Source organism: Marinicellulosiphila megalodicopiae, from assembly GCF_045862395.1.
Taxonomy (GTDB): Bacteria; Pseudomonadota; Gammaproteobacteria; order Pseudomonadales; family Natronospirillaceae; genus Marinicellulosiphila; species Marinicellulosiphila megalodicopiae.
This window is the reverse complement of sequence record NZ_AP023087.1, coordinates 2,558,661-2,571,554: the sequence shown is the minus strand read 5'-3', so window position 1 is coordinate 2,571,554 and position 12,894 is coordinate 2,558,661. Positions and strand designations below refer to the sequence as shown.

The following is a 12,894-nucleotide window of genomic DNA, read 5'->3' as shown; positions in this document are numbered from 1 at the left end:
AATTAAGTCAAAATCTGACATGAAATAATGGATAGTAAACAACTGGATCCCCGAGAAAGTACACCTAGAGGATGACGGAAATAAAGAATAAAAAACAAAAAAAGCCGAATTAAAGAAATTTAATTCGGCTTTTCGTTTAAATCTAAAGCATCATTTTACGCCAGAAGCTCACGATTTTTTGTTCGGCTTTGGCATCCTACGTTGCTCTAATAACTATATCCCTATAGTAATCCAGACAAAATCGATGTACCTCCATTCATAGAGGCAAGAAGAAAAAATAGCATTGACGGACTAAAGTCCGACCTACAATTTTAAGCCGTCAGCCTACAACAACGCCAAAACATCATCATGATGAGTCTTAGTTTTTACCTTTTCCATAATATGCTCAAGCTTGCCTTCTTCATCGATGATAAACGTCAAGCGGTGAATGCCATCATATTCACGGCCCATGAACTTCTTAAGTGCCCACACGCCATACTTGTCTGCAATTGAGTGATCTTCATCTGACAATAAATCAAAATTCAAGTTTTGCTTGTCGATGAATTTAACCAAACGCTCTGGCGCGTCGGGGCTCATGCCAAATACTACTGCGTTTTTTGCAGCAAACGCATCTTTAGCGGATGTAATGCCGCAAGCTTGTGTGGTACAGCCCGGTGTCATGGCTTTTGGGTAAAAATACAATACTACTTTTTTGCCTTTAAAATCACTTAGTTTAACTTTTTCGCCGTGTTGATTCAGTGCGGTAAACGCAGGGGCTTTGTTGCCAATTTTGGGTAAATTTAAACTCATAGGTGGGGCTCCAATTAGAAATGGGTCGGGTAGGGTTACATCATTTAAAAACAGCTCGCTGTGCATCTGTTTAAATAGTGTACAAAATAAGGGCGATTCAACGCTTAAAAAAACAGTTTACCGATGTAAAAGCGAATTTTCCAACGAACTCATGCGCAAAGTTGGACGCAAGCCGAATTGTCGCAAAAAAAAATGGATTTTACAGTGGCATCCAATGGGGCAAATGCAGTAAATTAGACGACTTTTTTGCATCGACAGGATGATATGTTCTTTCAAGACGAACGTCAGCAGTTTTTTAGGCCGTTAACGAGTAAGTATCGCGAGCAAATTCGTGAATGTCTTACGCAGCTTTATCAAGTTCAGTTTAGTGCCAGTAAGGTTGATTACGCGCAGTTACTGACTCGTGAGCAAATTTTGGACGTTTTCCAAGAGGCGCTGGTGCGTGCGCCCATATTGTTAGGCTTTGAAGAAAACGAACAGCGTTTTAAAAACGAGCGCGAACAAGCCGGTTACATCTTAAATCAGCTTATTGAATGTGGTTGGATCGAAAAACAAGTCGATGACGCCACGTTGCAATCAAGCTTTGCGTTTTCGCGCTATGGCCGACTATTTACTGAGCCGTTTATTCACACCGCTCGCGCTTCTCGTACACGCCAACGTAATACGCGTAACACATTAAATGCGTTAAATGCGTTTTTAGTCAGCGACGATGTATACGATTTGATTGATGCTTGGGAGTTTTCGGAGCGTATTGTGTCGGATTTTACCGATGTGATTGCCGAGCTTGAAGAGCGTCGTCGCGATTTAATTCGTGAGGCGGGTAATTCGCAAATGGTGGAACAAGCCGCCGAACAGTTTTTTGATTTTATGGAAAAACGCTTTGAGTCGGATTTGTCGATTCGTTTATCAGCTGATAGTGTTGAAAAATACCGCGACCGTATTTGCGATATTACCCAAAAATTAAAACGCAAAAAGAATGATTTTAAAGTGGTGGCCGAGCGTCGTTTGCGTCAGTTATTTCCTGAAATGCTTCAGGACAACAATTCAATTTATATCGATTTATTAGACACCATCGAACAACGAATTAAAAACGCCAGCGACGCGATGTTGCCCCAAGTGCGAAGTGCGCTGCAAAGTTTTACAAAACGCGCCGACATTATTATTCGTCAAATGAGTTTTATAGCCAGCCAACAACATAATGATGTCATTGATATTTGCCAAAAATTAAGCGCGTTATCGCCTGAAGAACAAGCGGAGCGTTTAGACAGGACAGGCACAAAACTCACACAAATGAATGTTGGGTTTATTGATCCGGCCAATGTGTTTTTACACGCTAAACGTAAACACAATAATATTGATATGTTTATGGACGAGGGCGGCGATTTTGACCCGATGGCTCATAAAGAAATGTACATTCAACAAATGTTGGATCAAGCGTTTTTTATTAATGACAGTGCCATTCGCACATTTTTAACCGAACAATTAATGACGCACAATCAAGTCAGCACTAAAGACATTCCCATACAAAGTGCACAAGACTTATTGGTATTAACCCACGCCATTGAAGCGGCCAGTCAATCCAGTGATGGTGCTGCACGTCTATTTAATATTGAACCTACTGGCAATATTGTCAGCAATGAATATTTACAATCTTATGATGAATTTGTGATTTCGTTTCACGAAAGCGAAATACCGTAGCTCGAGCGTTGCCTACAGGGATGTAGGTACATCGAATTTGTCTGGAACAAAATTCGTGTTTGCGTCAATAAAAAGGTTCGAAACATTATAAATTTAAACGAATTAACTGCGAATAAATATAAGACAGTTAAAAAAAAGTGAACAAACTATGTTAAATGCAATTGAACAAAAATTAGAAAAAGAAGGCTTAAGCCAAAAAGAGCTGAGTGAATTAATTATTCGTCTGATGGATTACGGCGTGTTATGTCGCGATGACAGCCAAGTTGAACAAATATTGTATGACCGTTTTGTGCGTGTCGAAGAGTTAATTGGTGATTATTTTTCATTATCGGGTATTCGTATTGAACATCAAACGCGTTTTAAATACGTGCGTTTATTTCCACCAGGGGCGCAAATTCCGGGTATGCAAGACGAAGAAGGGCCTTTTAATACAGGCTTAAGAACAAGACTGTCACAGTCTGAAGTGGCCCTTGTTTTAATACTACGTGCGCTCTACGATAAAGCAGTACGCGAAGGTGAAATCGACGAGTCAGCCAATGCCCTGACGTCGTTAGAAGACATCGCCATTGCCATGAAAAATATGTTAAAGCGTCAGTTACCAGAACAAATGAATGATCGCAAAGTATTGTTTAAACGTTTACGCCAATTGCGATTAATTCAAATGAATACCGAAGACAGTCAATTTGAAAGCAACGATTTATGGTTACGTATTCGCCCACAAATATTAAGCTTTGTCAGTGATGCGGTGTTATCAGAATTATTATTAGCGCCTAGTGATTTGGAAGACGATTTACTTAACGACACTCAAGAAAATGATTCAAAACAAAAAGCCAGTGAACAAAGCGGTGAGTTATTTGAAGCGGCAGAAGTGGTTCAAATAACCGATAAAGAAGATGACTACGTTCTCGATGGCGATGACGACCACAATGACGATCATCAACAAAATGAAGACCAAGACACTGAGCAAAACTCTGAGCAAAACTCTGAACAAAACTCTGATAAAAGCCACGACCAAGAAAAAGGAATAAGCGATGTATCTTAAGAAGTTTATTTACGTTAACTGGGGCAACATCCCAGCCTTAGAATTTGACTTTGGGCCAATTAATTTATTATCAGGTGGTAACGGTTCAGGTAAAACCACCGCAGCCGATGCGATCCAAACCATTATGACCGCGGCGCACGACAATGTGTTTGCCTACAACCCAGGTCAAGACGAAGCCTCACAACGAGGGCGTAATAAAACTGTACGAACGTTGGCCAGTTATGTTTTAGGTTGTGATGACGGCGCATACGCCAGACCCGACGGCGCAGTGGGATATTTAGCCGCGTATTTTGCACCGACTCAAGGTGAATCGGCGTTACCGTTTACCGCATTAATTGGAATCAGTGCCACGTTAGATAAAGCAGGCGCGGTTGCACAAGCGCGTCAAAACGATTTGCAGTTTTTTATATTACAAGACACGCAATTGCATTTGAATGATTTAGTCAGCGAAGAAGGCTCAACCAAACAAGTGGTGCGTTTAGATCATTTGCGTAAAAAACTGCAACACAAACTAGGCGAAAAGGCAGTTGAAAAATACGACACCAAACGCCAATACCTAAGACGTTTTTATGGTGCGTTAAAAGGGATGCATGAGAGTGTGTCAGAGCGTGAAGCGTTAAATGCCGCCCGTGCATTTTCGCGTTTTATGGCCTATAAACCGGTTAAATCCATTAACGGATTTGTGGCTAACGAAATTTTAGAGCGTAAAGATTTAGGTGAGGCCATTCGAAATGTGTCGGACTTAATGAAAACCATTTATGCCATGGAGTCCGACGCCAGCCAATTAAAAGCCACCATTGAAAATTTAAGCCACTCAAAAATTAAAGCACAAAGTTATATCGACCAATGGACCGAGCATCATGTATTAAGTTATTTGGCTGAAAAAAACCGCTACGTGTTACAGCAAAAACAATACTTAGAAATTAAAGAAAAACAAAAACAATTACGTGACCAAATCGAAAACACCGGGCGCGATAAAATCATTAACCAAGATCGTCGAATTGCCATTCGTGATCAATTATTAGCATTAGAGGCCAAGCGTCAAGGCATCGAAACGTTACAAGAAAAAGATCATTGCGAGCAGTTAATTAACCAAGGTAATGACCAATTACAACAATTAGCCAAACCATTGTTAGAGCAAAATCACGCCATGCAAAAAGCGTTAGAAGCCTCTAAAGAAATATTTAAAGGATTAAATCATCAATCATTTGCTATGGATGTACCTGCGTTAAATGACAAATTATTGATGAAACAAGCAAAAGACATGGCAGATTTAGCCGAACAAACGCCATTAGATGTGAATCAACTTTTGGGTCAAGACTGGATTGATATTGCGCCATTAGAAGATCATTTAGACCAAGCGTTAATCAGTGAGAAAAAAGTAAACGACTGGTATGAGGTTTGGTTTAATCCTAATACTCAAAAATCAGGACAGTCACTGCGCGATCAATTACAAAGCTTAAAAGCCACTAAAGAACAAAATCTTGAAAAAATTCGTCGTCAAATTAAACAAAAACAAGTCGACACCGACGCACTAGAAACCGCGCAGGTCAATTATCCGATGTACACCAAAGCAGCACTAGAGGCCATTCGTCGTGAGTGTCCACAGGCTGATCCGCGTGTGTTATGTGATTACGTTGAAGTGATCGACCCAGACTGGCAGTCGTCTATTGAAGGCTACATTGGTGGGGCGCGTTATTCAATTTTGGTGAATAGCGAATTTGAAGCCGAAGCGATTTCCATTGTACGAAACATGAGTAAATCAGATTCCCGTGCACGTATTATTCAAGGCTCAAAAACCAAACAAGACAGTGACAAAGTACGCTTAAGCAAACAATCGATTATTCATTTAATGCAGTTTGAACACGCCACGGCTAAAAGTTATTTAACCGCCATGTACGCCAATGTCGAGCAAGTAAAAGACGCACGAGAATTAGCAAAAACACGTCGAGGACTCACAGCAAATGGCATGGGTTCAGGCGGTTATGCGATGTTTCGTTGTGATATGGCCGACAGCGAATTAGTGTTTGGTCAAGGTGCACGTGAGCGCGCGTTAGCTGCTAAAAAGAAAGAGTTAAATCAATTAGCGATACTTGCCAATCAGGCAGAGCAAGTTTTAAAAGACGTGCAACAATTTTTGTTTTCAGTGAATCAATTGCGTACGTTGTCTTACGGGCAAACCATTGAAAATATGCTGCAAACTCGTCGTAAAATTCAACAGGCTGAAAACCAATTACAACAAATGGATTTAGCGGATTTTAAAGACTTAGAAGTGGAGTTTGCTCAATTAAAACAAAAAGAAGTGGAAATTGATCAAATTATTTCAAAATTTGATGTGCTGTCAGGTGAGCTTGAAAACTCATTAAAATTAGTAGACAAAGATTGTGAAAACTTATCCAAAGATCAAGAAAATTCATTAGAAATTGTAGAAAAACGCGAAGAAGATTTGCAAGCGATTCAAAAAATATGGGCGGATTTTGATTACGAAAAACGTTTAGAGCAAGCAGATGAACAAGCAGGGCAAGTCACCCAACAAATTATTGATCAGCAATTAAACACTGTATTACAAGAGTTAAACTCTAAGTCGTACGATTTAGAGCGCAAAGTGGTGGAACATAACCAAAACGCGCAAGGCTCGCATTTAATTGTGTTTACCCCCAATCACAGCTTAAATCACGACCAAGAATTTTTTGCGCAAATATGTCACCTAACCCGTGAAATTGATCGCGTGCAAAACAAACTTGAAAACAACATATTGGTAGAAAAATCAGACCAGTTATTAAAACTAAAAGACGATTTCTCCAACGCCTTTGTCTTAAATTTATGTCACAGTATTTACCAAGCCATTAACGATGGTAAAAACATATTACAAGATTTAAACAAAGAATTAGAGCATCACCGTTTTGGTGCCGATCAAGAAAAATACAGATTCGACTGGCAGTGGATTCCAGAATTTAAAGAATACTGGAATTTCTTTAAAGAGATTATAAATAATCCGGAACTAGGCGAAGGGCAAAATTTATTTAATAGTGAATTGTCTGATCAATCTAAGCGTGTGCGTGACCAATTATTAAGCATGTTACTTGACGAAGACGCCCAAAAAGCCATGCGCGAATTAGAGCGTTTAAGTGATTACCGTAATTACAGAAACTACGAAATCTACAAAGAGCCATTAGGTAAAGACCCAATAGCATTAAGCCAATATGGTACAGGCTCAGGTGGACAGCTAGAAACCCCAGCCTACATTATTCGTTCAGCCGCCATCACCAGCGCGTTTAAATTTAACGAAGGGGACAGCCATTTACGAATGGTATTAGTTGATGAAGCCTTCTCAAAAATGGACGAAACCCGTTCAAAAGAAGTCATCAACTACCTAACCAAAACCCAAGGTCTGCAATTGTTGTTCATTATGCCAACCAGCAAGTCAGGACCCTTTATGGATTTGATCTCAAACCAATTTGTATTCACCAAAGTGCCCATGGCCAATGGTAAAAAAATTGGGACACTGAATACTCGAGTGTTGGTGGATAGACAAACTTGTAATGAAGAGAATATAAAAACGTTATGGGCGAACCATCGTAAGATTATTCGTAAGCAGGCTGAGTTGGATTTTTTGGAAGAGCTTTAAAAGTTGCTCTTTAAGTTTAATTCAAGTCGTTCTGACTCTTTTATTAATAGTTTTTTAATTAATAAAACTTAAAGAGCAAAGCTACGCATTACGCACATCCATGTGCTTGTTAGTTTGATTTATGTGGGTGAGAGCTTGCTCTCATTTTTGTATGAAAGTATTGCTATCTCATTCTGATGACTCAGTGCAGATTGATACTGTTAGATTATTTTTTATACTAGTGAAGTATGAAGTCGAGATCTGACTCTATTGGCTTTGCTCTATTTTTTATGTATTAGGTATGAAATTATTTTAAATAATTAGATTAAGGTTTAAAAATGTATAGTTCAAAAAAATATTTCGGAAAAGCAATTACTCAATATATTTCTAAGCCATTAAAAGACTATGGATTTAGGAAGTACAATACAAATAATGTTGTTAGATTAACTGAGGGTGGGGTATTACAAGCAATAAATTTTGACAAATCAAGGTGGGGTAATGGAATGTTTTATGTTGCCGTCTCTAATACGCCAATAAAGTTTTACAATTCAAGGTTTTTTCCTGTGGGTGGAGAAAGACTTGGAGGGTTCTCAAGTTTCATTTTTCCATTTTCATTCGAAATTAGAATCAAAGCTCAATTATGTTTTGAAGAGTTACAATCTGAAATACTACGTATAATTTTACCGTGGTTTGATTCAACTGGTGATGTTAATAGTTTGTTAGAAATGCATGATTTAATGAGTGATATTAAAAATACAGATTCTGGAATCTATATTCATAATGCAATATTTGATAGAGATGACTTAGCGTATTTATACATGGCTAATAAAGAATGGGATAAGGCATTGAGTCAGTTAGAATCAATAGATGATTATATATATGATAGAGAGCTAGAAAAAAGGATTCGACAAAAATCTACAGATTTTGATCATATAATAAAAATAATTAAGGATGGTGATTTTGAAGCGATTGAAAATACACAGAATCTTAATAAAGAGCGATTATGGAATGAATTAAAGCTTACGAAATTTAAGCCTTATAAAATAACCAATTCAAATGCACGAAATGATTTCATTGAAAAATTTAATAACAGAGTTGAACGACACTCATATTATGGTGATTTTTCCTCATATAAGTATTGGTTCACGTTTGAGACGTTAAAGCAGTTTAAAGAATTGTATGTAACTTTAGACGGATTTTCTGAAAGTATATCTGGAAAGCTTCAAAAGGTGAGTGATAGGCATTTTTATATTAAAATAAATGAATATAAATTTCACTTTTACTTTAATAGTAATGATTGGGTAAAAGAAGAGAGTTTAAATTATTTAGAGTGTTTCAGTTACGATGAATCATTGATTGAATATTTTCACATAAATGCCAGAGTTGATTTTTGGGGTGAATATGATGGGGACATGGAGTACTTCAATACACATCTATTTATATTGGACGAAATAAATAAAATTAAAGATATAAAGCAATTCGATACCTTTGAATGTAAGTTTGTAAATTAATTCGAACAACTAGATTGCATAAAAAAAAGGGGGCAAAGTTTGACTCCGGGCATCACTAAGGTGTTCGTGCGGTCTGAAGTCAATTTACCCTATTTAATGAAAAAATTATATCTATCTGATGATGTGTTGTATTCAGTGTTCATCCAGTTAATTTAGTCTTATTATTTATGGTTAATGAAATATGAAAAAATGTCAATTATGTGGAAAACAAGATAAATTAACGAAGGAACATTTACCTCAAAGATCACTTTACCCAAAATCAATAAGATCTAAAATTGTACCTTTTAATACTTTGCTAGCATGCGCTCAATGTAATAATGGTTCTAGTGATTCTGATGAGCTTACAAAGGTAATAATAGGTCTAATTGCATCTAGCCCGTGGACTGATGAAATTTATAAAAGTGTTGGCTCTACACTTAGTAATAATAAGAGGCTTGATCGACTGGTCGATGAAAATACTCGTTATGAAATGAATGGAAAGTCAGGGGAGAATATAGGAATATTTAAAATCCCCGAAGAATATAAAAGTGAATTTATATTTTCAATTGAGCGGATTGTTAAAGGTTTATTTTTTAAAGAATTTAAACAAGTTCTTATTAGTGAGTTTGATATTAGTTTGTTTTTATTGGATAAGATACATCCAAGTCTTAAGGTGGAAATACTTGATGGCATGAAAGGGCGCGAATTAATGTCTGTGAATGCTAATTCTATTGAATACATGTTTGTTAAACTTCAGGGCTCAAATTTGGTTTGTTTTATTCAATTATTTAAATCATTTAATTTTTTCTTTGTTCTAAATAAAAAAATTCTAGCCTAAATTCATTATACCATTACAAGATAAATAGGAATGAAATGATAGCTGACAATGAAGTAAATGATGCTTTTGATAAACAATTTAAAAAAATCCCTAAAGTGTATGATAGAAATCGGGTTGTTGAATATTTATATCGGCATAAAATAGGTGATAAATTACCAAGGGGGCGTGAATTTAATTTATTTAGAGGGATTGAAAATAAGCATTGGTGGTTAGATGAAGTAAAGCGGTCTAATTATGATATTTATAATTCAAAATATTCTAAGAGAATATCGTTGTTTTTACTTTCTCAAATAACATTTTTACGTAGGGCTACAATTAATCGTAAATGCCAATTAAATACAGAAGTTTTTTTTGATGTAGTTAAAATGCTTGAAGGCGATAAATACTCAGCTAACTCAACCAGTCTATTAAAAAATAATATTAAATTTGATGGGTGTAAGTTATTTAAAAACTATAAACACTCTCATTTGTCGTTATTACCTAATTCATACTTGAATTTCATGGTGAAAAATAAAAAAAGGCTAATTAATTATACTGATCAGGAAGATTTAACTTTAAATGTTGAAAAATTTGAAAGTGAAGTAAGTGGTTTGAATGCAAGTAAGGAAAAAAGAATGACAGGGCATTGGCTAATAACCAAAGAGGTTAATGGAGAAAGTCACTATTTAACAATTACACCTCATTCAAGAGGTGCCATAGATGATTTTTGGATCTTTGAAATGGTTTCTGAATCTGAAAGGTATTTATTAAAAAGAGGTCGATAGGCCGAGGGTCAGGTCGTACGCCGTTACCGGCAATATATCTAGCAGGTTAAAGTCCTGTCCTAGGAATTACTCATTCACCTAGGTAGCACTGAAAAGCAGTGTTCAAGTAATTGGATGCTGTAAGTTTTTCAAAGGCGAAACCGCAGACCGCAACGCAAGTGAATCTGTTTAGCCTCGTTAACTAAATAAGGACGCTGACTCTCTGATTTGAAGGGGAAAGCTGTCATCTTTCAATCAAAAATATGATTTCTAATCTGTCTTTTTTAGACAGTCACAAACATGTTTAATGAGCATGAACGAAAGAGTCCTTCGGGGTTATAAGAGTGGTATGTGGTGGAAGATACATTGTGCAGGACGGGAGATCCAATAAGGTGATTTTTGCAGAATCAACGGTCATTTATAAGCGAAGAGCGAAATGATGACGGGCTTTATTGGAAGTCAGAGGGGCTAATAGTACCGTTTGAGGGTGAGCGACAACATAACGACACCCAAGGGAAGTGGCTCTACTTTATTCATGTAACCAAAGAGGAAAAGGCTCAGATGATTGCATTATGCTATTAACATCTTCCAGTTTGAAAAAACGAGTCGGTGACCTTCAGAGGAAACTATTTCAAAAAGCCAAACAACAATCCACATTTTGCTTTTATTCAATCTATGACAAGGTTTATCGTTTGGATGTCCTGCAATATGCTTACGAACTTGTTAAGAAAAACAATGGCAAACCTGGTTTAGATCGGGTGACATTTGAAACAATAGAACGAGAAATATCAAAGTGGCGTTACTTAAATATTTTACAATCTAAGCTTAAATTTAATTCCTATCAATCCAGTCCAATTAAACGTGTCGACATACCGAAAGGTAATGGCGAAACTCGTCCGTTGGGTATCCCGAATATTGAAGATCGAATCATCCAAATGGCTGTTAAAATTGTCATTGAACCAATTTTTGAATCGGGCTTCAGTAATAACAGTTACGGATTTCGTCCTAATCGATCGGCTCATCAAGCCATGAACAGTATTACTCAATCGTTAAGATCGGGACATACACAAGTGATTGATGCTGACCTGTCGAAATACTTTGATACCATCGCGCACGTTAAGCTCATGAAGTTAGTATCGCTGAGAGTTTCTGATAAGAAAGTATTAGCGTTATTAAATCAATGGTTAAAGTCGGTGGTGATCAAAGTAGAAAAGAGCGGAAAACAAACGGTTATTGCAGGTGGTAAGAAAAGTAAATTAGGCACACCTCAAGGTGGTGTTATCTCGCCATTATTGGCCAATATCTATCTGGATGTATTGGATAGAATATGGGACAAACACAATTTAGCATTTAAATTAAAAGCGAAAATAGTCCGATACGCTGACGATTTAGTGATTCTTTGTAAAAATGAAACAGATGCATCATATAAAGTGTTAACACAAGTTTTGGGTAAATTAGATTTACAACTTAATGGAGACAAAACTGAAGTGGTAGATTCGCTAAAAGAAAAGCACTTTATCGTTACCCTGTTAAGTTTTGATGAGGGAACTTCTATTTACACCTGTGAGTTTGAAGCTGTTTTTTCAAAACGTGTCGAGTCAATTGATTGGAATATATTAAAAGACAGTGATGTTTGGATAGCCGGATGGCAAAGTTAGTTGTTTTTTTGTTTTTTAAAACAAAAAAGTAAGGCATGATTAATAATATGGATTTCGAAGGCTATGGGGTTGCGATTTACACTTGACATAAATACTCATTTTTAAATTTTACAAACCAAATTATCTTAATGATTTCAGTCATGCTCGAGAGTTTTTTTCGTCGGGCATCCAGTGCTTTTAAATCTAATATCACTAAAAAATCAAGAAAACCACAATGGATCTCCAGTCAAAAGATGCTGAAGATGACGGTCAAAAAAGATCGGCATCGAGTTCGGACCAATGTGTTCAGTGTAAATTGAAATAAAATATATAGCTAAATAAACAGGATTAGGTTTTGTATTTTGTATAGAACTAGTACATTAGTTATACAGTAAATGGTATCTAACTGAGTGAAGTGGGTGATTTTAAGTATTATGCATGTTTCAATAGGGCGTGGTTAATTGGGTTAAATTAGGTTATTGATAAGAGGAAATTACGATGGATGGTATCGGTCCAAACTTCACGGCAAGTGAAGAGTTTTATCGACTTTTAAATTGCTGTAAATTATTTAAAGTAAAAGTGCTTAAACAAGGAGGGCACGATAATGGTGATGAACTTATTGGTAAAATATCAACTCGAGACTTCAGTGATTTTTTCACCGTTTTAAATTTATTGAATGTCGAGTATTCTCTGTATGATCGTGATCATGTTGGTAGTCATGATCAACAGTCTGATCACCAAAGTAGGATATGGGAAATAATAATTAATGGTCAATCCAAATATCTAAAGGCAAATTATTGGCAAAATTTTAATGGTGTGAATATGCGTATTCATTTAGTTCCTGAAGAATTCTATATTGAAATTATGGTGTCCGGAAAACATTCTTATTGCATAGTCATTGATGATGTTCGTGACGCCTTAAAAATTGAATTAGCACTGGAAAAAAGCGGAATTGAAATGACATATGAAATCTAAATAACCGCAATGATTAGCTCAATCCTAAAATAATCGAGGGCGAATGATTTGGATCTTAACTTATTAAATCATTAA

Annotated in this window: 9 protein-coding genes; 8 read left to right on the top strand and 1 reads right to left on the bottom strand. The window is 36.5% G+C overall.

Going from position 1 to position 12,894, the window contains the following annotated elements; genetic code table 11:
- Positions 1 to 324 precede the first annotated feature (324 nt).
- Positions 325 to 789 carry a thioredoxin-dependent thiol peroxidase gene (bcp, locus tag TYM08_RS11010; RefSeq protein ID WP_422379197.1) on the bottom strand — a complete coding sequence of 155 codons (465 nt, stop codon included), beginning with the start codon at positions 787 to 789 and terminating at the stop codon, positions 325 to 327.
- A 264-nt stretch (positions 790 to 1,053) separates the two neighbouring features.
- On the opposite strand from bcp, the gene TYM08_RS11005 reads away from it, so the two are divergent.
- From TYM08_RS11005 to TYM08_RS10970, 8 genes are all read left to right on the top strand, one after another.
- Positions 1,054 to 2,487 carry a Wadjet anti-phage system protein JetA family protein gene (locus TYM08_RS11005; protein WP_422379196.1) on the top strand — a complete coding sequence of 478 codons (1,434 nt, stop codon included), beginning with the start codon at positions 1,054 to 1,056 and terminating at the stop codon, positions 2,485 to 2,487.
- 148 nt (positions 2,488 to 2,635) lie between these two features.
- Positions 2,636 to 3,529 carry a DUF4194 domain-containing protein gene (locus tag TYM08_RS11000; protein WP_422379195.1) on the top strand — a complete coding sequence of 298 codons (894 nt, stop codon included), beginning with the start codon at positions 2,636 to 2,638 and terminating at the stop codon, positions 3,527 to 3,529.
- The gene (locus TYM08_RS10995) at positions 3,519 to 7,157 is read left to right on the top strand and encodes an ATP-binding protein (RefSeq protein ID WP_422379194.1); all 3,639 of its coding nucleotides are present in this window, start codon (positions 3,519 to 3,521) and stop codon (positions 7,155 to 7,157) included. The genes TYM08_RS11000 and TYM08_RS10995 overlap by 11 nt, the downstream gene beginning before the upstream one ends.
- A 317-nt stretch (positions 7,158 to 7,474) precedes the next feature.
- A complete protein-coding gene (locus TYM08_RS10990) occupies positions 7,475 to 8,647 on the top strand; it encodes a hypothetical protein (protein WP_422379193.1) in 1,173 nt (390 codons plus the stop codon).
- 181 nt (positions 8,648 to 8,828) lie between these two features.
- Entirely contained in the window at positions 8,829 to 9,464 is a 636-nt protein-coding gene (locus TYM08_RS10985) for a hypothetical protein (protein ID WP_422379192.1), read from the top strand.
- Positions 9,465 to 9,499: 35 nt separating this feature from the next.
- The gene (locus tag TYM08_RS10980; protein ID WP_422379191.1) at positions 9,500 to 10,228 is read left to right on the top strand and encodes a hypothetical protein; all 729 of its coding nucleotides are present in this window, start codon (positions 9,500 to 9,502) and stop codon (positions 10,226 to 10,228) included.
- A gap of 551 nt (positions 10,229 to 10,779) precedes the next feature.
- On the top strand, positions 10,780 to 11,865 hold the full coding sequence (gene ltrA / locus TYM08_RS10975; RefSeq protein WP_422379190.1) for a group II intron reverse transcriptase/maturase: 1,086 nt from the start codon (positions 10,780 to 10,782) through the stop codon (positions 11,863 to 11,865).
- A 477-nt stretch (positions 11,866 to 12,342) separates the two neighbouring features.
- Positions 12,343 to 12,819: a hypothetical protein gene (locus TYM08_RS10970; protein ID WP_422379189.1), complete on the top strand. Its 477-nt coding sequence runs from the start codon at positions 12,343 to 12,345 to the stop codon at positions 12,817 to 12,819.
- Positions 12,820 to 12,894: the final 75 nt, after the last annotated feature.